This is a genomic window from Diaphorobacter nitroreducens, from assembly GCF_002214645.1.
GTDB lineage: Bacteria > Pseudomonadota > Gammaproteobacteria > Burkholderiales > Burkholderiaceae_C > Diaphorobacter > Diaphorobacter nitroreducens.
Genome location: NZ_CP016278.1, coordinates 766,597 through 788,735 on the forward strand (window position 1 = coordinate 766,597; position 22,139 = coordinate 788,735).

Genomic DNA, 22,139 nt, shown 5'->3' on the forward strand with positions numbered 1-22,139 from the left:
CCTATAATTCAGGCACTTTCTAAAAGAGTCGCGCAAGGCATTGATCTTGCGCGACTTTTTTTGATTTTGTACACTGCCACACAGTTTTTGCTGCTTGGAGCATTTGATGCATATGCGCGCTCGCATCGTCTCCCGTATCTCTCAGGGATTGGCCCTTCTGGTGATGGGCATCGCACTGGCCTCGCCCGGCGTGCATGCGGCCGAACGCAAGAAGGCGGTGGCAAAAAAAGCCGCGTCCACCACCGTAGCCAAACGCACCCCCGCTAAATCGTCGGCCAAGGCGCCCCGCCGGACCGTGGCCGTGAAGGCGGCGCGCGCGTCTGCGGTGAGTGCCCGTGCGCCCGTGCGCGTAGCCGCGGAGCCCGCGCGCCTCTCATTCGGGCAGTTGGCAGGGCTGCACGATGTGAGCGATCCGCTGGACCTGAAGTCGAGCGTGGCGTTGGTGATCGATCAGGACACGAAGGAAGTTCTCCTCAGCAAGAATGACCATGCCGTGCTGCCCATCGCTTCGTTGACCAAGCTGATGACTGGCTTGCTGGTTTCCGAGGCGAACTTGCCCATGGACGAGCTCATCACGATCACGCAGGACGATGTGGATACGGAAAAGGGCAGCGGCTCGCGGCTTGCGGTGGGAACGACACTCTCGCGCGGTGAACTGCTGCACCTGGCACTCATGTCCAGTGAGAACCGCGCCGCCCATGCGCTGGGGCGCACCTTCCCGGGCGGGCTGGATACGTTCGTGGCGCGCATGAATGCCAAGGCGAAGCTGCTGGGCATGGCGGATACGCGCTTTGTCGAGCCCACCGGCCTGTCCAGCCGCAACCAGTCCAGCGCGCACGACCTGGCGACGCTCGTGAATGTGGCGCATGGCGACGCATTGCTGCGCGAACTCTCCACGTCTCCAAGCCACGAGGTCGCCGTTGGCCGGCGCACCCTGCAGTACAACAACACCAACCGGCTGGTGAAGAGCCCTTCCTGGGATATCGGCCTGCAGAAGACCGGCTATATCTCGGAAGCGGGGCGCTGCCTGGTGATGCAGGCGGAGGTGGCGGGCCGCAAGTTGATCATGGTGTTCCTCGATTCGGCAGGAAAGTTCAGCCGTCTGGGCGACGCAGAGCGCGTGCGCTCCTGGGTCGAGAAGACTCACCCCAGCGCCGGCGCCATCCTGCACGCAGGAACCAACGGTTAGCCGCGGCTGACTGCGGCCACGGGTCGCATGCGTCTTGCGACGCACCCGCCGGACGGCCGGTGTCAGGCCATTCAGGTCTTGAGCGGGCCGTCCAGGGCCGTGCGCTGCCCCGCCGTATAACCCAGCGCCTGGGAAATTTCATCGGCGGTGGACTGGAGTTTGGGCAGCCATCCGTCATCCAGTCGATCGGCGGGCGCGGAAATTGACAGGCCTGCCACGAGCTGGCCCTGGTCGTCAAAGACCCCCGCCGCGATGCAGCGCACCCCGAGTTCCAACTCCTCGTTGTCCCGCGCAATGCCGTATTGGCGCGCCTTGCCCAGTTCACGTTCCAGGATGGGCAACTGGGTGATGCTGTTGCGCGTGTGGCCTGGCAGGCCGGTACGCGTGGCGTACGCGCGCACGCGCTGCGGATCGTCGGCCGCAAGGAAGAGCTTGCCCGTAGAGGTGAGGTGCAGCGGGGCGTGGCCGCCAATGGCGCGCACCACCTGCATGCCCGAACGCTCGCTGTAGGCGCGTTCCACGTACACGATCTCGTCCCCCTGGCGCACGCTGAGGTTTACCGGCTGCTGGATCTGCTTGTGCAATTGCCGCATGGGTGCCATGGCGGCGTCGCGCACGCTCAGGCGCCCCTTCACCAGATTGCCCAGCTCCAACAGGCGCATGCCCAGGCGGTAGCTGCCCGACTCAGGACGGTCCACGAAACGGCCGATGGTCAGGTCATTGAGGATGCGGTGGGTGGTGGACGGATGCAGGCCCGTCTTCTCGCTGATCTCCTTCAGCGAGATGGCTTCCTCGCGCGAAGCGAGTACATCAATCAACTGGAACATGCGCTCCAGCACCTGGACACTGGGTTTGGCGGGCGCGTCCGGCGAGTGTTTCTTCATGAGGCAGGGCAGAACCAAGGAACCGGTGATTTTATCTTGTGAAATGCCGCGCTGCTTTTACGCACTGGCTGTCTGACCGGTCCGTGCCTCCCTCAGTGCGGCGCCAGGCCTCGTGCAGGGACCTGCCGCAGCGAAGACTTGAACGCAGGCTGATAAAAACTTGCGGCCTAGCCACCCCAATGGGTATGGGCCAGGCCGGGACCGGATCTTCAACTGCGGAGCAAGGTCCCGCTGCGCTCAAGCGCCGCGGGTGACCGGTTGGGCCGCACCGCGCCCGTAGGTGCCGTATTTGCCCAGTTCCCATTTGGCGATGGCGTTGCGGTGCACCTCATCCGGGCCGTCGGCGAAGCGCAGGGTGCGCGCGTTGGCATAGGCGTAGGCCAGCGGGAAATCGTCGCTCACGCCGCCGCCGCCATGCACCTGCATGGCCCAGTCGATCACCTGGCAGGCCATGCTGGGGGCGACGACCTTGATCATGGCGATCTCGGTCTTGGCGACCTTATTGCCCACGGTGTCCATCATCCAGGCGGCCTTGAGCGTGAGCAGGCGCGCCATGTCGATCTTGCAGCGGGCTTCGGCAATGCGTTCCTGGGTCACGCTCTGTTGTGCCAGCGTCTTGCCGAAGGCCACCCGGCTGCTGGCGCGGCGGCACATTAGTTCCAGCGCGCGCTCGGCCTGGCCGATCAGGCGCATGCAGTGGTGGATGCGCCCGGGGCCCAGGCGTCCCTGGGCGATCTCGAACCCACGGCCTTCGCCCAGCAGGATGTTGTCCACCGGCACGCGCACGTTCTCGAAGAGGACTTCGGCGTGGCCGTGCGGCGCATCGTCATAACCGAACACGTTGAGTGCACGCACCACCGTGATGCCTGGCGTATCGGCTGGCACCACGATCATGCTTTGTTGCGAGTGCTTGGGCGCCTCGGGGTCGGTCTTGCCCATGGTGATGAACACCTTGCAGCGCGGGTCGTTGGCGCCGCTGGTCCACCACTTGCGCCCATTGATCACGTAATGGTCGCCCTGGCGCTCGATGCGCGTTTCGATGTTGGTGGCGTCGCTGGAGGCGACATCGGGCTCGGTCATGGCAAAGGCCGAGCGCATGCGCCCTTCCAGCAGCGGCTTGAGCCACTGGGCCTTGATGGCCTCGGACCCATAACGCGCGATGGTCTCCATGTTGCCCGTGTCGGGGGCCGAGCAGTTGAACACTTCGCTCGACCACAGCACGCGGCCCATGATCTCCGCCAGCGGCGCGTACTCGGCGTTGGTCAACCCGGCGCCTTCGTAGCCCGATGCTTGGGCGGTGTCCACCGGCAGGAACAGGTTCCACAGCCCCGCGGCCTGCGCCTTGGGTTTCAGGTTTTCGATGGTTTGCAGTGGTGTCCAGCGCCTGCCCGCGGCGGTGTTGGCCGCCATCTCCTCGGCATAGGCCTTCTCGGCGGGGTAGATGTGGTCGTCCATGAACTGGATCAGGCGCGCCTGCAGTTCCTTGGTCTTGGGCGAGTAATCGAAGTCCATGGGGTGCTTTCTCGTCAGTGGGGAAGGGGGATCAACTCTTTTGCGCGAAGGACCAGGCCAGCTGCGCCATGGGCCGTGCGGTGGCGCCAGCGGCCTTGGCCTGTGCGCTGGCGGCCGTGCCGGCCTCCACGCGCTTGGCAATGCCTTGCAGGATGGCGGCGATGCGGAACATGTTGTAGGCCAGGTAGAAGTTCCAGTCCCGGTGCAGCGCATCCACGTCGGTGATGCCGGTGCGTTCGCAGTAGCGCTGGATGTAGTCGCGCTCGCACGGGATGCCCAGCGCCGCCAGGTCCAGCCCGCCGATGCCCCGGCTCAGCGATGCGGGGATGTGCCAGCTCATGCAGTGGTAGGCAAAGTCCGCGAGCGGATGGCCCAGGGTGGACAGCTCCCAGTCCAGCACCGCGATCACACGTGGCTCGGTGGGGTGAAACACGAGGTTGTCCAGCCGATAGTCGCCATGCACGATGGACACGCGGGTTGCGTCGCGCGCGCTGTCGGGCATGTGCGCGGGCAGCCATTGCATCAGTGCGTCCATCTCGGCGATGGGCTGGGTGACCGAGGCGGTGTACTGCTTGCTCCAGCGCGAGATCTGGCGTTCGAAGTAATTGCCCGGCTTGCCGTAGTCCGCCAGGCCGCGCGCCGTGAAGTCCACCCGGTGCAGGGCGGCGATCACGCGGTTCATCTCGTCGTAGATCGTCGCGCGTTCGGCCGGCTGCATGCCGGGCAGCGACTGGTCCCACAGCACGCGGCCTTGCATGAACTCCATCAGATAAAACGCGCGCCCGATGACGGACTCGTCCTCGCACAGCGCAATCATGCGCGGCACGGGCACGTCGGTGCCGGCGAGCCCGCGCATGACCGCGTATTCGCGCTCGATGGCGTGTGCCGACGGCAGCAGCTTGGCCACGGGGCCGGGCTTGGCGCGCATCACATAGCTGCGCGTGGGGGTCACGAGCTTGTAGGTGGGGTTGGACTGGCCGCCTTTGAACATCTCCACCGTCAGCGGTCCGGCAAACCCTTCCACATGCTGCGACAGCCAGGCAGTGAGCGCGTTGGTGTCGAAGGCATGCTGCTCGGAGACGGGGCGTGTGCCGATGAAGTGCTCGAAGTTGCTCATGGGGATGGAGGGTTCTTTCAAAAAAGTGAGCTGCTTGCGCTTGTCAGCTATGGAATTCAAAGGCTTTTCACATAGAAACCATTGCGGGACAAGCGCTGGAAGCTATGGTTTTTGTAAACTTGGCTCATTGGTTGGCTTCGGAGATGCGCATCAGCGCATCCCGGTCGCGTATCACGAGGCCGCCGGGCTCGATGCGGATGGCGTCCTCGCGCTCCATGGCCTTCAGCTCCTGGTTCACGCGCTGGCGCGACGCGCCCAGCAACTGCGCCAGTTCTTCCTGGGCCAGTTGCAGGCTGATGCGCACTTCGTTGCCGTCGGACAGGCTGGGCACGCCATAGCTGCGCACCAGGTGCAGCAACTGCTTGGCCAGCCGCGAGCGCAGGGGCAGGGTGTTGAGGTCTTCCACCAGCCCGAACAGCTGCCGGATGCGCCGCGCATGCAGCCGCAGCATGGCCTCGTACAGTTCCGAGTGCTGTGCAAGGATCTTCTTGAAGTCGGCCCGCGCCACGCACAGGATGGTGGTGTCGCCATGGGCGTAGGCATCGTGCGTGCGCCGGTCCCCGTCGAAGATCGCCACGTCGCCGAACCAGATGCCCGGCTCCACATAGGTCAGCGTGATCTGCTTGCCGGAGATCGAGGTGGAGCTCACGCGCACGGCGCCGCGTGCGCAGGCAATCCATTCCTCGGGCGGGTCGCCGCGTGCTGCGATGAGTGCGCCATCCTTGAAGCGTTTGACGTAGGAGCATCGCAGTATGTCGTGGCGCAAAGAAGGGGAGAGGGAAGAAAACCAGCGACCTGAGTTGATCGCCTCGCGTTCATCGATGGTAAGAATCGGATCGTCCATGGTCTGTCGTTTGCGTGACTGGGTTGCAGTCCATTGTCGCGTGAGGGACCGGGGCGCGGGGAGCGGGCTGTCACATGGGCGTCCGCGGGCGAGCGCGTGCTGGCGCCGCTGCCGCGGAGCCAGCAATGTCATGGAAGGGTTTGAATGAGACAAGCCGCCGACGCTTGACCTTCAAGCGTTAGCAGCTATAAAAATAGTAGCTTTAAGCGCGTGGGTCGGCAGAAGCCGCCCGGGTTTCGCCCGCCGGGGCATGCTGGAGGTTGCGCACGAAGTGGCTGCGTTCCAGCGCGAGCTGTTCGGTGAAGCTGTGGTGCCGCGCCTCGCTCACCAGTTCCTTGATGCTCGCCAGCGCATGGGGCGGGCCATCGTTCAGGCGCTGGGCCAGCGCCAGCGCCTCATGCAGGGCGCGGCCGGGATCGGCCAGCCGGTTGACCATGCCCAGGGACTGCAGCCGTGCGGCGTCGATGCGGTCGCCGCACATCAGGATCTCATGCGCCAGCGCGCGGGGCAGCATTTGCGCCAGGTTCCAGCTGGCGCCGCCATCGGGCGACAGGCCCGCGTGGACATGGTTCATGGCAAACACCGCGTTGCGCGCGGCCACCATCAGGTCGCATGCCAGCGCGAGTGAAAACCCCGCGCCCTTGGCTTCACCCTCCACGGCGGCGATCACGGGCTTGGGATGGGTGCGTATCGCCTCGATCCAGTGGTGCAGCAGATCCAGGCCATGCACCTGCGCTGGCGCGCTCTGATGCCGCAACGCCTGCAGCCGCTGGGGGCTGCTGCCGGCGCTGAACAGGCCGTCCGCGCCCGTGATGACCACGCAGCGCACATCGGGATTGCGCTCCGCCACGTTCAGGGCTTCGATGCCCGCCGCGCAGATGGCCGGCTCCAGGGCATTGCGCAGCTCGGGGTGGCGAAGGGTCAGGACCAGGGTCTGGCCCTGGCTGGTGCTTTGCAGTTCGGCGGGCATGGCGGCGCGGGTGGTTGCAAGGTCAGGGTTCTTCGTGCGTCAGGCTCAGGCCGATGGCGCCGCGCCGGCGCAGCCAGGGGCTGGGGCGGTAGCGTGGGTCGCCGTACACGGTCTGCATGTTGAAGAGCACTTCCAGGATGTTGGTGGGGCCCCAGCGGTCGCCCATGGCCAGCGGGCCCAGCGGGTAGCCCAGGCCCAGGGTCACGGCGGTCTCCAGGTCCTTGGGGCTGCAGATGCGCTGCTGGCAGATGTCCGCGGCGATGTTGACGATGTTGGCCACGACGCGCTGTGTGACGAAGCCGCCGCTGTCGCGGATCACGCTCACTGGCTTGCCGTCGCGCGCGAACAGCGCGTGCGCGGCGTCGCGCATGTCTTCGCGTGTGGCGGGGTTGGTCGCCAGCACGCGCCGGCGGGTGGCCGCGTCGTCGATCAGCATGTCGATGCCGATGGTGCGTGCGGGGTCCAGGCGCTCCACCACGGCCACGGTGGTCACGTCAAAGCCGAGTGGCGCGACCAGCGTGAGCGCCTGGGCCGAGGGCGAGGTGCCCGTCTCGATCGTTGCCCCCAGGTCCTTGAGCAACTGGTACAGCTCGGCGCGGCGGGCGGCGCGCGTGGAGACCCAGACCGGCGGGAGGCCCGATACCTCGGGCACCGGCGGCTCGACCGGCAGCTCGGGCGCACCGTCCACGTAGCGGTAAAAGCCCTCGCCGGACTTGCGACCCAGCAGGCCGCCGCTCAAGCGCTGCGCCGTGATCACGCTGGGGCGAAAGCGCGGCTCGTCGTAGTACTGGCGGTAGATCGACTCCATGACCGGGTGCGACACATCGAGCGCGGTGAGGTCCAGCAACTCGAAGGGGCCGAGCTTGAAGCCCACCTGGTCGCGCAGGATGCGGTCCACGGTGGCGAAATCGGCCACGCCCTCGCTCACGATGCGCAGCGCCTCGGTGCCGTAGCCCCGCCCTGCGTGGTTGACGATGAAGCCCGGCGTGTCCTGCGCCATCACCGGGGTGTGGCCCATGGCGCGCGCATAGCCGGCCAAGCGGGTGCAGACATGGGGGTCCGTGCGCAGGCCGGCCACGACCTCGACCACCTTCATCAGCGGCACCGGGTTGAAGAAGTGAAAGCCTGCCACGCGCTGCGGCCGCTGCAGCGGTGCGGCCACGGCGGTGATGGACAGCGATGACGTGTTGCTGGCCAGCACGGCTTCGGGCGAGACGATGGCTTCGAGCTGTTTGAGCAGTTCCTGCTTGGCATCCAGTCGCTCGACGATGGCTTCCACCACCAATTCGCAAGCCGCGAAGTCGTGCAGCGACGTGACGGGAACCAGCCGCTGCACCAGAGCCGGCAACAGGCTCTCGTCCAGCCGACCCTTGTCCACCAGACGCTGCCACTGCTGGTGGATGTGGGTGCGGGCGGCGTCGGCGGCGCCGCCATGGGTGTCGTAGAGGTAGACCATGCTGCCTGCCTGGGCGGCGATCTGCGCGATGCCGCGGCCCATGGCGCCAGTGCCCACGATGCCGATTGAAGTGAAGTCCGTTTGCATGGCGGCAATTATCTAGCGCTATCGGATGCGGCAGGGTTATGGCAAAATTTATAAACAAATTGAAACCACTGTGTTTATGCGTAACCTACTTGTCGGCGCCTGGATCTATGCCGCAGCGTTTGGGGCCAGCGCGCTTTCGCTTGGCGGCAGCCACGGCACAGTGGTTCTGGGGTCCACGATCGATCTCACCTTCGAGGTACGGCCCGATCCCGGCAAGACCGTCGCGTCTTCCTGCCTCGGGGCGCGGCTGGTCTTAGGCGCAACCACTGTCCCCGAAACGCGTGTGCATGTCACTCCCCTGGAAGGAGGCGCCATTCCGATGGTGCGCGTGCAGGCGCTCATTCCCGTGGATGAGCCGGTGCTGACTGCCACGCTCACCGCCGGCTGCGAAGGGCGTGTGTCGCGCACCTACACGTTCCTGGCAGACCCGCCCGGCACTGCACCCCCAGCGGCACGGCAGCCCATCGATCTGTCGCGCCTGGCGGTGCCCGCACCACGCGCTACGCCGCAAGTGCGGAATGCATTGGGCGGCGAGGGGGAGGACGCACGCACGGTCCGGCGGCCTCGTGCGCAGCCGCGTGTTCCCGCGGCGTCCACGCATGCCCCGGCCGAGCGGGCAGCTAAGACCGCCACGACGCTGCGCACCAGCGCCAAAGTCTCGCCGCCCGCGGCTGCGGCGGCTCCCTCCCGCCTGGTAATGGAACCCCTGGATTTGGGTCCTGACAATGTGTCCGCGCTGCAGCTCACGCGCGAGCCGCCCCAGATGTCGCCGCGCCCCAGCGAGGCCTTGCGTGCGGAGTCGGCCGCGTGGTGGCAGGCGCTGGACACTTCGACGGCCCAAACACAGCGGTTTGAAGAGCGGCTCAAGAGGCTCGAGGCTGATGCGGCCGCGCAGGGCCAGCTGGTGGAGCGCGAGCGCGCAACGGCGGCTGAGCTGCGCGAGCGCCTGGCGCAGGTGGAGTCGCAGGGGTTCCCCGCGACCGTGGTGTACATGCTCGCGGGGCTGCTGGTGCTCGCGCTGGTCTGCATTGCCTGGCTGCTGCGCCGCACGCGGCGCGAGGCGCTGCAGGCATGGCGTGACTCGGTGGCACTCAGCGGTGGCCTGCGGGACGGGGCCGTGGCCGCGGAAGGCCCTGACGGCAAGCTCCGGCTGCAGGTGGAGCCGGATGCGCGCGATGTCTGGCAGCCGACGGCGCCGCCGCCGCAAGGGCCGGACAGTGGGCCGCTTCCGCTCGCGCCTACCGCCGCGCCAGTGAGCGCCCCCGCGGCAGCTCCAGGCCCCGCGGTGGCGGCGCCGGCTGTGGAGCCCTTGCAGGCAAGGGCCCAGTCCGGTGTGCAGCCCGAGTCGCTGTTCGATCTGCAACAGCAGGCCGAATTTTTCACCTCGGTGGGCGAGCACGAGCAGGCGATCCATGTGCTGCGCCAATACATCGCGCAGCACGGTGAAGACTCGCCGCTGGCGCATCTCGAACTACTGCGCCTGTACCACCAACTGGGGCGAACCGACAGCTTCGACGGCCTGCGTGCGCAGGTCGAGGAGCGGTTCAACGTACGCGTGCCTCCATTTGCGCAGTTCCAGCAACTGGGCCGGAGCCTGGAAGAGCATCCCGAGGCGCTGGCACGGGTCGAGGCGGCGTGGTCCTCGCCCGAGGTGCTGGCCGTGCTGGAAGGCCTCTTATTTCACCGGGGACAGACGCAGGGCGAGGGGCCCTTCGACCTGGCGGCGCTGGACGATCTGCTGCTGCTGCTGTCCATCGCCCAGACCACGCCCGCACATTTGCGCGGTGCGCCGCCGCCCCGCGCGCGCACCACTCCGCGTGCCACGCCAGCGCTCCACCCGATGGGCGCGCAGGATGGGACGGGCCGGTCGCTGGACTCGATGGCGGCCGGCCTGGCGCTGCTGCCGGTGGATGACGGCTCGCCAGCATCCACTTGCGCCGCCGCGGTGGACGTGGACGTGTCCGGGCCGCCTCACATCACCCTCAGCGATCTGCCGCCCGTGCCCGTCACCCCGGCGCCCGCGCAAGGGCAGGCCGTGGGTTTTGGTATGGAAAACGACAAGCTGGAGTTGCGCTTCGAACTGGAGCAGTCGCAAAAGAACCGCTTCTGAAGCGCGAACGCCCCCCGTGCGCGGACGGGGCTATCGCCTGCCGGCGTCCATGGCCCGCATGAGCTGCGCCGCAGCGGTTTCCGGCTGATCGGCCGCCACCACGGCGCGCACCACGGCGATCGACCCCACTCCGGTGGCCAGCACTTGCGGGAACTGGGCCAGGCCAATGCCGCCGATGGCAACCAGCGGATAGCCGCGCATCAGCCGGGCATAGCCCGCCAGCCGCGCCACGCCCTGGGGCACTGTGGCCATTTTCTTGAGCGTGGTGGGGAACACCGCGCCCATGGCGATGTAGCTGGGGCTGGCCGCGTCGGCGCGCACCATCTCGGCGTAGCCATGCGTGCTCACGCCCAGGCGCACCTCGGACTCGCGCAGCGTGCGCAGCTCTTCGGGGCCCAGCGCATCCAGATCCTCCTGGCCCAGGTGCACGCCATAGGCCCCGGCCGCGATGGCCTGGCGCCAATGGTCGTTGATGAACAGCAGCGAAGCGGTGCCTTGCACGGCCTGCACTGCGGCGCGTACCTCGCGTGTGATGGCCGCAGGGTCGTCACTTTTGAAGCGCAGCTGCACCGTCGGCACGCCGGCCTGCGCCATGCGGCCCACCCATTGGGCATCGGGCAATACGGCGTAGAGACCCAGGTTCTGCGGGCAGGCTGCAAAGGGGTGCGCATGGGGGCGCGGCTGCAGTCCGAAGTCTGCGGGCTCGTCGGGCCACTGCGCCGGGTCGAAGCAGCCGGTACGCCGCGTCTGCGCAGCCCAGGCACGGGCCAGGCAGTCTGCGTCATGGGCGATGAAACCCAGGGCGCTGCAGGCCGCAAGGGCTGCGCGGTACACGGGGTCTTCCAGGGTTGTCGCCGGCATCGGCTGGGGCGGGAAGTCCGCAAACGCCGACGCATGGTGCTGGCGGATGGCTTGCTCCATGGCGGCTGCAGAAGGCAATGGCGCGGCGGCTTGCGGCATGCTCAGCCCTGCGTGTGGTGCCAGAACGGCGTGCCCAGCACGGGCGTGCTGGGTTGCGCCGCCTCCTGCGGCGTCATCGCGCCGGCCATGCGGGCGGCGCGGCCTGCGGCCACGGCATCGGCAAAGGCACCGGCCATTTGCACGGGGTCGGTCGCCAGGGCCACGGCCGTGTTGAGCAGTACGCCGTCGTAACCCCATTCCATCACCTGGCAGGCGTGGGACGGCAGGCCGAGGCCGGCGTCCACGAGCAGCGGCACGTCCAGGCGCTCGCGCAGCAGCTGCAGGCCATAGGGGTTCACCGGGCCGCGGCCCGTGCCGATGGGCGCCGCCCACGGCATGACGGCCTGGCAGCCCACGTCCACCAGGCGCTGGCACAGCACCAGGTCTTCAGTGCAGTAGGGCAGCACGTAGAAGCCTTCGCGGACCAGTTGCTCGGCTGCCTGCACCAGGTTCAGCGTATCGGGCTGCAGCGTGTAGTCGTCGCCGATCAGCTCCAGCTTGATCCAGGGGGTCTCGAAGACTTCACGCGCCATATGGGCGGTGGTGATGGCTTCCTGCAGGCTATGGCAGCCGGCGGTGTTGGGCAGCACCGGCACCTGCAGGCGCTTGAGCAGTTCCCAGAAGCTGCTGCCGGATTCGGCCGGGTTGCTGCCCTGGCGGCGCAGCGATGCGGTGAGCATCGCGGGCCGCGCGCGCTGCACGGCGGCCTCCAGCACGGCAGGGGACGGATAGCGCGCGGTGCCCAAAAGCAGGCGGCTCTGGAACGCCTGGCCGTAGAGCACCAGCGTGTCGGGGGAGGATGTAGGACTGTTCATGAGCAATGGTTTCAACCGCCGGTGACCGGCGCAATGATTTCGATCTGGTCGCCGGACTGCAGAGCGTGCGCGGCATAGCGGGCACTGGGGACGAACTGCAGGTTCACGGCCACGGCAAACGGGGGCTGGGGTGCCAGGTGGGCCACTGCGTCTGCGACGGTGGCGCCATCGGGCAGTTGCACGGCGTTTTGGTTGATGAATACGTTCATGTGTGCAGCGCAGCTTCGCGGTCGAGCTGCAGCGAGAGGTCGAATTCAGGGGCGAGCTCGGATTGTCCCGTGTTCAGCACCTGCATGACCACATCGAGCATGGCCGGCGCGATCATGAAGCCGTGGCGGTACAGACCGTTGACCTCCAGCACGCGATCCTGCACTACGCGCACGGCGGGCAGGTTGTCGGGCAGGGTGGGGCGGCAGTGGGTGGAGATCTCCAGGATACGCGCCTCGGCAAAGCCCGGATGTACGGCGTAGGCGGCGCTCAGCAGCTCCAGCGTGGAGCGTACGCTGGCGGGCGACATGTCGTCGGATTCGATCTCGGTCGCGCCGATGACGAACACGTGGTTCTCCTTCGGTGCGATGTAGATCGGGTAGCGGGGATGCACGATGCGCGTGGGGCGCTGCAGCGTCACGTCGGGCGCGTGCAGGCGTACCACCTCGCCGCGCAGCCCGCGCAGTTGCGGCCATTGCGCACGCGCGCCCAGGCCCCGGCAGTCCAGCACCCAGTCGGGCTGGCCGGCCTGGCCGGGAGTGAAGTCGGCCGGCTGGCGCGCGCTGCCCCAATGCGTGACCACGCCCAACTGGTCCATGGTGGCGGCCAGCGCGGCCAGGGCCTGGCGGTTGTCCAATTGGCCCTCGCCGGGTAGGTACAGGCCCTGGTGGAAGCGCTGTGCGGCCGTGGGCTCCAGTGCAACCACTCCAGCACTGTCCAGCGCCTGCATGCGCGGCAGCCCGGGCACCAGGCCTTGCGTCTGCTCGAACTTCAGGCGCATGCGCGCGGCTTCGGGTGCGTCCTGGCGGTGCCAAAGGATCAACGTGCCGTCATGTTGGAAGTACACCGGTGCGGCCAGCGGTGCCAGCAGCTCGGGCCAGCGCGCCAGCGAGTGCACGCCCATGCGCACCACGCCGGGCTCGGCCACGATGGATTCGGCCAGGGGGGCCACCATGGCGGCGGCCACGTAGGCTGCGGCGCCTTCGGCGGCACGGGTGCCTGCCTCGTGCACCTCAACGGCGTGGCCCTGGCGGGCGAGTTCGACGGCCAGCAGACGGCCCATGAGGCCCGCGCCCAGGATGGTGACGCGGGAGGAGGAGCGAAGGGTGGGGAAAGTGTGCATCGTGTCCGTGATGAAAGGCCAGGCCAAACAACCAAAGGACAAAACGGGAGCGCGCGGCGCGCCGATGCTGTTGAAACTCCCCACGCCAGCATGACCTGGATCGGGTGCTTAGGGTATTTCTCAGTCGCCTGCCGCTTTCGTCAACACGTTCTTAGTGCGGCGGGGACACCCCTGTTTCGTCCGTGGCCGGCATTACAGCACAGGGGTGTTGCCCCTGTTGTTGACGTGGCGCAGGCTCTGGCGTTGCCGCGGCTGCGTTGAATGCGCTGCGGCTTGGCCGATAATTTTTGCCATGAACCAAGAGACACAGACGCCCGGCGGTGGCCGGCGCTATGCGCGCGTGTTGACCATCGCGGGCTCGGACAGCGGCGGCGGCGCGGGCATTCAGGCCGACCTGAAGACCTTCAGCGCCCTGGGCTGCTACGGCATGACCGCGATCACCGCCATCACCGCGCAGAACACGCGCGGCGTGACGGGTATCCACGGCATTCCGCCCGAGATGCTGCGCGCACAGATCGACGCCGTGGTCGAGGACATCGGCGTGGACGCGGTGAAGATCGGCATGCTGCATTCGCCTGAGGTGGTGCAGGTGGTGGCCGACGCGATTCTTCGCCATGGCTTGCCCAACGTGGTGCTGGACCCGGTGATGGTCGCCACCAGCGGCGACCGGCTGATTGCCGAGGAGACCGTGGGCACGCTGGTGCGCGCGCTGTTCCCGCTGGCCGCCGTGGTCACCCCCAACCTGGACGAGGCCGGCTGGCTGCTGGGCCGCGCCATTGCCGACGAAAGCGCGCTGGACGCGGCCGCCACCGACCTGCTGGCGCTGGGCGCGCGCGCGGTGCTGCTCAAGGGCGGGCATCTGCCGGGCGACCGGGTGGTGGATGTGCTGGCCCTGCCTGGCGACGAGCGCCACCGCCTGGAAGCTGCGCGCATCGTCACGCACAACGGCCACGGCACAGGCTGCACCTTGTCGTCGGCGATCGCTGCGCACCTCGCATTGGGCCAGCCGCTGGCGCAGGCGGTGCGGTTGGCCCGCCAGTACATTCTGGGCGCGATCGCTGCCGGGGCCGGTGTGCGCACCGGTCACGGCCACGGGCCGCTCAACCATGGCTATGCGCCGGTGGCGCAGCGTGTGATCGAGTAACGGGCGGCTGAGGGAGCGCCGGGCACCGCGCGCGCACAGGCCCACACCGCCGCGGCACCCGAAATATCACCAGCCCCAGGTCAGGCGTCGGGCCACCCAGCCCTTTTGCCCGTCTTCGCGCTGCACCCGGGCCCAGCTGCCCGACTGGCCCAGGCTGCGCACCACCTCATGCTGCTGCAGCTTGCCCACGGTCTTGTGCTGCTGGCCGGGGCCGGCGCGCAGGTTGGCGACGCGTGCCGTCACCACGCGGTGCGGCGTCTTGCTGGTCAGCGGCGCATACACCCAGCCGAGCGGCTCCTCGAAATCCCGCACTTGGAGCCACCGGCCCTTGCGCTGCTGCACCTGCAGCGGATAGCCCCGGCCCAGCTCCCACAGCGTCGCCGAGCGGGTGCTGGGTTTCTCGCGCACATTGACCGCATTGCCCTTGATGCTGACGAACTCGCGCGCCTGCACGCCGGCGGGCATGAGCAGGGGCAGGGCCAGCGCGGCGGCGGCCAGGGCTTTGGACAGGATGCGATGCGGCAGGGGCAGTGCGAAGGGCACGGGGTGATCTCCTTGGAGTTGGAACTGAGGGATGACAACCCCCAGGTGGAGGGCCGCCCGCGTGCGAAGTTCCGGCCGTTTCAGGCGCGAACCGATGGCCGAAACGTCAATTGCTATGGAAAATAGAGCTGCCAACGCTCTGTAAAAGCCATTCTTAGACAGATTTCTCTTTGGAAACAAGGCAGAACGCGCGCTGCAAGCTCCTGCTTCAATAGCGCCCGGCGCATTGCCGCAGGGCGCGCCGCGCCGTCGCCGCAGGTCAGCGGGCCGCGGCGACGCCCAGCCGGGCTTGCAGCCGTTCGCTGCTGGTGGTGTATTCCAGGGGCAGCTTGTGGCCCGCTTGCCGTTCGGCCTCGGCGAAGGCGGCGAGGGTGGCTTCGTGGAAGCCGCACAGGATCAGCTTGCGCTTGCCGGGGTAGGTGTTGATGTCGCCGACGGCGTAGATGCCGGGGACGCTGGTGGCGAAAGTGGCCGTGTCCACGGTCATCTGCTTGCGGTCCATGGCCAGGCCCCAGTCGGCGATGGGCCCCAGGCGGGGAGAGATGCCCAGGTAGGCCAGCAACAGGTCCAGCGGCTGGCGCTGTGGCTGGCCTTGCGGGTCCAGCAGGGCCAGCGCATGCAGGGTGCCGTCGGGCGCGGTCTCCACGCCCGTGATCTGGCCGATCACGACCTGGATGCGGCCCGCCTCGCGCAGTGCCTGCAGTTGCGCCAGCAGCGCGGGCGCGGCCTGGAAGGCATCGCGCCGGTGCAGCAGCAGCACCTGCGCGGCAGCGTCCACGCAGTCCAGCGCCGCCTGCACGGCCGCCTCGTCGCCGCCATGTACCACCACGCGCTTGCCGGTCGCGGCACGGGTGGCCGTGGCGGCGTCAGGGTGGTAGAGCAACTGGCCGGGGGCCAGCGCCTCCACCCCCTCGGCCTTGATGGCGCGCGGCACGAAGGCGCCCACGCCCGCGGCGATGAAGACGCTGCGTGCCAGCAGCGCGGTGCCGGCGGTGGTGGTGAGCAGAATACGTCCTTCGGCCTGCACGGCCAGCGTGTGGACCTGCTGGCCCAAGTGCAGCGTGGGGGCGAAAGGGGCGATCTGCCGCTGCAGCAGTTCCACGAGCCCCTGGCCCGTGCACACAGGGATGCCGGGAATGTCGTAGATGGGTTTGTCGGGATACAGCTCGGCGCACTGGCCGCCCACATGGGGCAGCGCATCAACCAGGTGCGCCGCGATGCCCTGCAGCCCGAGCTGGAAGACCTGGAACAGCCCCACTGGCCCGGCGCCGATCACCACGGCGTCCGCGGCCTGGGGCGTCGGGCTGCTGGGGGATGGGTGCATGCGGGCGTGGCGGGAGCGCGGGAGTCAGCGCTCCAGCTGGTCCAGCTTGCCGGGCTTGCCGTTCCAGTCGTCAGCGTCGGGCAGCGCTGCCTTGCGCTTGGTGATGCTCTTGAACTTGGGCGTCAGCTCGGCGTTGATCTTGATGAAGGCCAGCTGGTCGCTGGGCAGGTCTTCCTCGGCAAAGATGGCGTTGGCCGGGCATTCGGGGATGCACACGGCGCAGTCGATGCACTCGTCGGGGTCGATCACGAGGAAGTTGGGACCTTCGCGGAAGCAGTCCACGGGGCACACATCCACGCAATCGGTGTATTTGCACTTGATGCAGTTTTCGGTGACGACGTGAGTCATGAGTAGTTGTGTTCTGGTATGGGGTTAGCCCGCGATTTTAGGCCGACCGCCGCCTCAGCAGGCCAGCCAACCATGCCTGAGGCGCGGAAACCTTAACGTTGATCAAGCTTTTGGGGCCGGTGCGTTCACCAGCACGGCGCCCGCCGTCTTGTGGCTGGCGGTGTCGACCAGGATGAGCGAACCGAGCACGCGGCTGCGCGCGAACGGCGCCGCGGGCAGGGGTTCCTGCAGCAGCAGCTCCACATGGCCGATGGCATTGGGCTCCAGCTGGGTGGCGTCTTCCTCGGCCAGGGTGTTGATGTCCAGGCGGTGGACCACGCGGCGCACCTTGACCTTGACCCAGCGGTGGCCATGCAGCGCCCAGTACACGCGGCCCGCCACCAGCGGCTCGTCGTCCATCCACGCGACGGTGGCGGTGATCTCGCGCTGGCCGGGCCATGCGGGCACGGCGGCGGGGGTGTCGAAGTCGTCCTCGGCCGCGGCAGCGGGTGCGGCAGCGGGTGCGGGTGCGGGTGCGGGTGCGGGCGCAGCCACGATCCAGTCGCCGCGCGAAACGTCCACCTCGCGGTCGAGGGTGATGCCCGCGCTCTGGCCCGCGGCCACGCCGGTGGCGCGGCGCGCATGGTCCAGCACCTGCGCCACCTGCGCCAGCTGGCCGCTGGGGAAGATGGCGACCTGCGCACCCGGCTGCACGCGGCCCGTGCCCACCCGGCCCCAGAACACGCGGCGCCCCTGCGAAGTGTCGGACGAGGAAGAAAATTTCTCCACCCACTGCACCGGGAAGGCCAGGGGCAGGCCGGCGTCGGGCGGGGTGTTGGGCAGCCGCTCCAGGATCTGCAGCAGGCTCGGGCCTGCGTAGTCGCACCAGCCGGGCTTGGCCTCTACCACGTTCCAGCCCTTGAGCGCCGACACCGGCACCACGCCCGCCACCGCGATGCCCGCGTGTCGGGCGAACTGCTCCAGCGCGGCACGGATGTGACGGTAGGCGAGCTGTGGGTCGGCCACGGCGTCGAGCTTGTTCACGGCAAACACCAGCGAATGCACACGCAGCAGGTGCACCAGCAGGCTGTGGCGGCGTGTTTGCGGCAGCAGCGTGAGTTGCGGGTTCTGCCAATCCAGCTTGGTGGCGTCCACCAGCACCACGGCGGCGTCGGCCTGGGAGGCGGCGGTGACCATGTTGCGCGTGTACTGTTCGTGGCCGGGCGCGTCGCCGATGATGAACTTGCGCGCCTCGGTGGCGAAGTAGCGGTAGGCCACGTCGATGGTGATGCCCTGCTCGCGCTCGGCACTGAGGCCGTCGGTCAGCAGCGCCAGGTCGGTCTCTCCGCCGCGCTGCACCCCGGCCAAGTGGTCCTGCAGCACGGCGCGGCTGTCCACCAGCAGGCGGCCGATCAGCGTGCTCTTGCCATCGTCCACGCTGCCGCAGGTGATGAAGCGCAGCGCGGAAATGTGATCATTTGTGCCGCCAGCGCTTTCTGGTTGTGCGCTGGAAGCTATTGAATTGATAGTGGCGGTGGTCATCAGAAATACCCGTCTTTCTTGCGCTTTTCCATCGAGGCGTCGCTGGTCTTGTCGTCCATGCGCGTGGCGCCGCGCTCGCTGACCTCGGCGGCCAGGGTCTCGATCACGATTTCGCCTGCCGTGGCGGCCGGGCTTTCCACCGGGCAGGTGCAGGTGATGTCGCCCACGGTGCGAAAGCGCACGGTGCGCGTCTGCACCGCTTCGCCGTCCTTCGGGGGCGTGAGCGGCGTGACGGGCACCAGCAGGCCGCGGCGCTCCACCACTTCACGCGGGTGGGCGTAGTACAGCGATGGCAGGGCGATCTGCTCGCGCTCGATGTACTGCCACACGTCCAGCTCGGTCCAGTTGCTGATGGGGAACACGCGGAAATGCTCGCCGGGGGCCAGGCGGGTGTTGAACAGCGTCCACAGCTCGGGGCGCTGCGCCTTGGGCTGCCATTGGCCGAAGCTGTCGCGGTGGGAAAAGATGCGCTCCTTGGCGCGCGCCTTCTCCTCGTCCCGGCGCGCACCGCCGATCAAGGCATCGAAGCGGAACTCCTCAATCGCTTCGAGCAGCGTGACGGACTGGTGCACGTTGCGCGATTCGCCGGGGTGTGCCAGGCGCACGGTGCCGCGCGCCATCGAATCCTCGACGCTGCGCACGATGAGTTCGGCGCCCAGTTCCTTCGCGCGGAAGTCGCGGAAGTCGGTCACCTCGGGGAAGTTGTGCCCCGTGTCGATCATCAGCAGCGGGTAGGGAATGCGGCCCGCGCCGAAGGCCTTCTCGGCGCACTTGAGCATGACCAGCGAGTCCTTGCCGCCCGAGAACAGCAGGGCGGGGCGCTCGAAGGCCGCGGCCACCTCGCGCAGGATGAAGATGGTTTCTTCTTCCAGCGCGTCCAGGTGGCGGTTGCTGAGCTGGTTGAGCACTTGGGAGTCAACACGGGCGTTCATTCGATGTTCCAGTCAAATCTGGCTCCAGCGCTTGTGGGGCAAGCGCAGGCAGCTATCGTTTTTAGTGGGCCAGGTGCAGGCCGCATTCGCGGTTGTCTTCGCCCTTGGTGGGGTCCACGTAGTCAAAGTTGTTGGGCAGGCCGTGCTGCTGGCAGTACTCGTGCAGCTGTTTGGACGACCAGTGCAATAGCGGCGCGACCTTGATCAGGCCGTCGGGGTTGATGCTCACGGGCTCCATCTGCGCGCGCACGGCGGTGTCGGTGGCGCGCAGCGCGGTGAACCACACCCGGGGTGCCGTTTCGCGCAGGGCGCGGGCGAAGGGTTCGAGCTTCACCTCTTCGGTGAACGCGGCGTGGCGCGGGTCGTCCAGCGCGGGCGTCGGGCCTTCGACGGCCTCGCGGTGGGCGCGCGAGCGGCGCGGCAGGTAGATCTTCAGGTTGAGCCCCAGCTGCTTCGTCACCGCGTCGGCAAAGCGGTAGGTGGCCTCGGTGTTGTAGCCGTTGTCCATCCAGACCACGGGCACGCCCGGCTGCACGCGGGTGACCAGGTGCAGGATCACGGCCTCGAACGGGCGGAAGTTGGTGGTGACGATGGGCGTCTGGCCCAGGCCCAGCGCCCAGGCCACCAGGGCGGCGGCATCGTGGCCGTGCTCGGCGTTGACGCGGGCGAGTTCGGCGGCGTTGACCGCCGTGGTGGCGCTCATGCGGCCTCCCGGGCGAACAGCGGGCGCGGCTCCAGCACGTCGCCCTGGTAGAAGGCGGCATAGCGCGCGAACTGGCGTTCGGCCGCGGCCGGGTCCACGCCGGGCGCCAGCACCGCGCTGCTGAAGCCGCTGCGGTGCATGTGCACCAGTTGGTCGATCAGCACGTCGCCCGTGGCGCGGATATCGCCCGCAAAGCGGTAGCGACGGCGCAGCAGCAGGGCCTGGCTGTAGGCACGGCCGTCGGTGAACTTGGGGAACTGCAGCTCGATGCGCTGCACGCCCTCCAGCGCGCCTTCGGCGGCCAGCGCGGCCAGGTCGGCGTCGTTGGTGATCTGCAGGGTTTTGAGGTCGTCAGCGCCCAGGGACAAAGCGCCAGCAGCTATGATTTTCATAGTGTTCGAGATCTTTCGGATGGGGTCAGGCCACGGCTTCTTCGGCCGCCTTGGGATGGCGCGCGCCGTTGGCGGCGGCCTTGAAGGGGTCCTGGCCCACGCGGCGCAGGGTGTCGATGAACAGCTCGTTGCCCTTGCGCAGCGCGCGGTAGGTGTCCAGCAGCGCCTCGATCACGTCGGGCACTTCGGCGGCCGAGAACGACGGGCCGACCACCTTGCCGCCGATGGCCGGGCCGGACAGCTGCGTACCGTCGGAGCCGCCCAGCGTGATCTGGTACCACTCCTTGCCGTCCTTGTCCACGCCCAGGATGCCGATGTGGCCGCTGTGGTGGTGGCCGCAGCTGTTGATGCAGCCGCTCATGTGCAGGTCGATGGGGCCGATGTCGAACAGTTCGTCCAAATCCTGGTAGCGCTCGGTGATCGCCGCGGCGATGGGCAGTGAACGCGCGTTGGCCAGTGAGCAGAAGTCGCCGCCCGGGCAGGCGATCATGTCCGTCAGCATGCCGATATTGGGCTGCGCCAGGCCCAGCTTGCGTGCGGCGTCGTACAGCGCGGGCAGGTCGGCTTCGTGCACCCAGGGCAGCAGCAGGTTCTGCTCGTGCGTCAGGCGCGCCTCGCCGGCGCTGAATTGGTCGGCCAGCTGGGCCAGGGCGTCCAGCGTGTCGCCGTCGGCATCGCCGGGCGCAAAGCCCACGCGCTTGAACGACAGTGTCACCGCCTTCAGGCCGGCCATGCGGTGGCCGCGCACGTTCTGCTGCAGCCAGCGCTGGTACAGCTGGCCGGAGGTGTTCACGCCATGCGGGCGGCCGGCAGGCCGCAGCGGTGGCACGACGAAATGGCCGGTCACGCGGTCCAGCTCTGCCTGGGTGATGGTGTGGGGGGCGCCGTCCTGCTCCAGGATGGCGCGGTATTCGGCCTCCACCGCGTCGATGAACTGCTGGCCTTCGCTCTTGACCAGGATCTTGATGCGCGCCTTCCACTTGTTGTCGCGGCGGCCGTAGCTGTTGTACACGCGCACGATGGCTTCGATGTAGTTCAGCAGCTGGTCCCACGGCAGAAATTCACGCACCACGGTGCCGATGACGGGCGTGCGCCCCATGCCGCCGCCCACCTTGACGGCAAAGCCCACCTCGCCGGCCGCGTTCTTCAGCGCCTGCAGGCCGATGTCATACCAGCCGGTGGCGGCACGGTCTTCCGCGGCGCCGTTGAAGGCGATCTTGAACTTGCGCGGCAGGTAGGTGAACTCGGGGTGCAGCGAGCTCCACTGGCGCGTGATCTCGGCGAACGGCCGGGTGTCCACGATCTCGTCTTCGGCGATGCCGGCGTAGGCCTCGCAGGTGATGTTGCGGATGTCGTTGCCGCTGGTCTGGATGCCGTGCATGTGCACGCTGGCCAGCAGGTCCATCACGTCGGCCGCGCGGGTGATGGGAATCCAGTTGAACTGCACGTTGGTGCGCGTGGTGAAGTGGCCGTAGCCGTAGCGCAGCGGGGGCGCGGCCAGTGTCAGGCCCGGCTGGGCGGCCTGCAGCTGGTCCTGCGTGGCCTGGGCATGGGCCAGCAGCTCGGGCGTGGGGCGGTCGTATTCGCGGGCGATGTGGGCCAGCATGCGCAGCTGAGCGCTGTTGATGTCGCCATAGGGCACGGCGATGCGGGCCATGGGCGCGTAGCGCTGGATGTACCAGCCGTTTTGCAGGCGCAGGGGCAGCAGTTGCTCGTCGGTCAACTCGCCGCGCTGCCAGCGTTCGAGCTGATCGCGGAATTGCTGGGCGCGCAGGTGGACGAACTGGCGGTCGAATTCGGTGTACTGGTACATGGCAGGGCCGTGGGCGTTTCAACACAGGTGCCGCCGGGCCCCGAATGGCGCCCGCAGCATCGATGGGCGCACTTTAAAAGTCTGTCTTATAAAGACAAACTATTTTTTAATGCTTCATATATTCCGTTATTTGTATATGAAATGC

At 67.8% G+C, this 22,139-nt stretch carries 21 protein-coding genes and 1 riboswitch; of the genes, 3 read left to right on the forward strand and 18 right to left on the reverse strand.

The genetic code is table 11. The features are described 5' to 3' along the window. Positions 1–106: 106 nt before the first annotated feature. Entirely contained in the window at positions 107–1,189 is a 1,083-nt protein-coding gene (locus tag BA022_RS03590) for a serine hydrolase (RefSeq protein WP_088886588.1), read from the forward strand. A 71-nt stretch (positions 1,190–1,260) separates the two neighbouring features. On the opposite strand, the gene BA022_RS03595 is transcribed toward BA022_RS03590, so the two are convergent. The 6 genes from BA022_RS03595 to BA022_RS03620 all read right to left on the reverse strand — a co-directional run bounded on the left by BA022_RS03595 (position 1,261) and on the right by BA022_RS03620 (position 8,059). Beyond that, positions 1,261–2,073, reverse strand: coding sequence for an IclR family transcriptional regulator (locus BA022_RS03595; RefSeq protein WP_011805040.1), 813 nt, complete (start codon positions 2,071–2,073; stop codon positions 1,261–1,263). A 237-nt stretch (positions 2,074–2,310) separates the two neighbouring features. Next, positions 2,311–3,585 (reverse strand): acyl-CoA dehydrogenase family protein, encoded by a 1,275-nt coding sequence (locus BA022_RS03600; protein ID WP_015913454.1) that lies wholly within the window; start codon positions 3,583–3,585, stop codon positions 2,311–2,313. A gap of 31 nt (positions 3,586–3,616) precedes the next feature. Next, a complete protein-coding gene (locus BA022_RS03605; protein ID WP_088886589.1) occupies positions 3,617–4,702 on the reverse strand; it encodes a phosphotransferase in 1,086 nt (361 codons plus the stop codon). Between the two features lie 124 nt (positions 4,703–4,826). Further along, entirely contained in the window at positions 4,827–5,546 is a 720-nt protein-coding gene (locus tag BA022_RS03610) for a Crp/Fnr family transcriptional regulator (RefSeq protein ID WP_047351330.1), read from the reverse strand. A gap of 202 nt (positions 5,547–5,748) precedes the next feature. After that, on the reverse strand, positions 5,749–6,516 hold the full coding sequence (locus BA022_RS03615) for an oxepin-CoA hydrolase, alternative type (RefSeq protein WP_088886590.1): 768 nt from the start codon (positions 6,514–6,516) through the stop codon (positions 5,749–5,751). Between the two features lie 22 nt (positions 6,517–6,538). Further along, positions 6,539–8,059 (reverse strand): 3-hydroxyacyl-CoA dehydrogenase, encoded by a 1,521-nt coding sequence (locus BA022_RS03620; protein WP_088886591.1) that lies wholly within the window; start codon positions 8,057–8,059, stop codon positions 6,539–6,541. Positions 8,060–8,135: 76 nt separating this feature from the next. Between BA022_RS03620 and BA022_RS03625 the strand changes: the two genes are divergently transcribed. Next, positions 8,136–10,169 (forward strand): type IV pilus assembly protein FimV, encoded by a 2,034-nt coding sequence (locus tag BA022_RS03625; RefSeq protein ID WP_088886592.1) that lies wholly within the window; start codon positions 8,136–8,138, stop codon positions 10,167–10,169. Between the two features lie 30 nt (positions 10,170–10,199). Here the strand turns inward: BA022_RS03625 and BA022_RS03630 are convergent, their stop codons facing one another. From BA022_RS03630 to BA022_RS03645, 4 genes are read right to left on the reverse strand one after another with little or no spacing between them, the layout of a single operon-like run. Beyond that, positions 10,200–11,129 carry a thiamine phosphate synthase gene (locus tag BA022_RS03630; RefSeq protein ID WP_088886593.1) on the reverse strand — a complete coding sequence of 310 codons (930 nt, stop codon included), beginning with the start codon at positions 11,127–11,129 and terminating at the stop codon, positions 10,200–10,202. Positions 11,130–11,131: 2 nt separating this feature from the next. Further along, positions 11,132–11,944 (reverse strand): thiazole synthase, encoded by an 813-nt coding sequence (locus BA022_RS03635; RefSeq protein ID WP_088886594.1) that lies wholly within the window; start codon positions 11,942–11,944, stop codon positions 11,132–11,134. Positions 11,945–11,955: 11 nt separating this feature from the next. Continuing rightward, on the reverse strand, positions 11,956–12,153 hold the full coding sequence (gene thiS / locus BA022_RS03640; RefSeq protein WP_011805049.1) for a sulfur carrier protein ThiS: 198 nt from the start codon (positions 12,151–12,153) through the stop codon (positions 11,956–11,958). Next, a complete protein-coding gene (locus BA022_RS03645) occupies positions 12,150–13,274 on the reverse strand; it encodes an FAD-dependent oxidoreductase (RefSeq protein WP_088888502.1) in 1,125 nt (374 codons plus the stop codon). The genes thiS and BA022_RS03645 overlap by 4 nt, the downstream gene beginning before the upstream one ends. Before the next feature lie 60 nt (positions 13,275–13,334). Next, positions 13,335–13,457, reverse strand: a riboswitch (TPP riboswitch). A gap of 109 nt (positions 13,458–13,566) precedes the next feature. On the opposite strand from BA022_RS03645, the gene thiD reads away from it, so the two are divergent. Next, positions 13,567–14,418 carry a bifunctional hydroxymethylpyrimidine kinase/phosphomethylpyrimidine kinase gene (thiD, locus tag BA022_RS03650; protein WP_088886595.1) on the forward strand — a complete coding sequence of 284 codons (852 nt, stop codon included), beginning with the start codon at positions 13,567–13,569 and terminating at the stop codon, positions 14,416–14,418. 66 nt (positions 14,419–14,484) lie between these two features. Here thiD and BA022_RS03655 read toward each other — a convergent pair whose 3' ends face one another. The 8 genes from BA022_RS03655 to BA022_RS03690 form a co-directional block, all read right to left on the reverse strand. Beyond that, the gene (locus BA022_RS03655) at positions 14,485–14,883 is read right to left on the reverse strand and encodes an SH3 domain-containing protein (RefSeq protein ID WP_250645006.1); all 399 of its coding nucleotides are present in this window, start codon (positions 14,881–14,883) and stop codon (positions 14,485–14,487) included. A gap of 337 nt (positions 14,884–15,220) precedes the next feature. After that, positions 15,221–16,285, reverse strand: a complete 1,065-nt coding sequence (locus tag BA022_RS03660) for an NAD(P)/FAD-dependent oxidoreductase (RefSeq protein ID WP_088886596.1) — start codon at positions 16,283–16,285, stop codon at positions 15,221–15,223. 24 nt (positions 16,286–16,309) lie between these two features. Beyond that, positions 16,310–16,633: a ferredoxin FdxA gene (gene fdxA / locus BA022_RS03665; RefSeq protein ID WP_011805054.1), complete on the reverse strand. Its 324-nt coding sequence runs from the start codon at positions 16,631–16,633 to the stop codon at positions 16,310–16,312. Positions 16,634–16,735: 102 nt separating this feature from the next. Continuing rightward, positions 16,736–18,154: a sulfate adenylyltransferase subunit 1 gene (locus BA022_RS03670; protein ID WP_088886597.1), complete on the reverse strand. Its 1,419-nt coding sequence runs from the start codon at positions 18,152–18,154 to the stop codon at positions 16,736–16,738. After that, positions 18,154–19,086 (reverse strand): sulfate adenylyltransferase subunit CysD, encoded by a 933-nt coding sequence (cysD, locus tag BA022_RS03675; RefSeq protein ID WP_088886598.1) that lies wholly within the window; start codon positions 19,084–19,086, stop codon positions 18,154–18,156. The genes BA022_RS03670 and cysD overlap by 1 nt, the downstream gene beginning before the upstream one ends. A gap of 61 nt (positions 19,087–19,147) precedes the next feature. After that, positions 19,148–19,789 carry a phosphoadenosine phosphosulfate reductase domain-containing protein gene (locus BA022_RS03680; protein WP_088886599.1) on the reverse strand — a complete coding sequence of 214 codons (642 nt, stop codon included), beginning with the start codon at positions 19,787–19,789 and terminating at the stop codon, positions 19,148–19,150. Beyond that, a complete protein-coding gene (locus BA022_RS03685; RefSeq protein WP_088886600.1) occupies positions 19,786–20,181 on the reverse strand; it encodes a DUF934 domain-containing protein in 396 nt (131 codons plus the stop codon). The genes BA022_RS03680 and BA022_RS03685 overlap by 4 nt, the downstream gene beginning before the upstream one ends. 25 nt (positions 20,182–20,206) lie before the next feature. Continuing rightward, the gene (locus BA022_RS03690) at positions 20,207–21,994 is read right to left on the reverse strand and encodes a nitrite/sulfite reductase (protein WP_088886601.1); all 1,788 of its coding nucleotides are present in this window, start codon (positions 21,992–21,994) and stop codon (positions 20,207–20,209) included. Positions 21,995–22,139 lie beyond the last annotated feature (145 nt).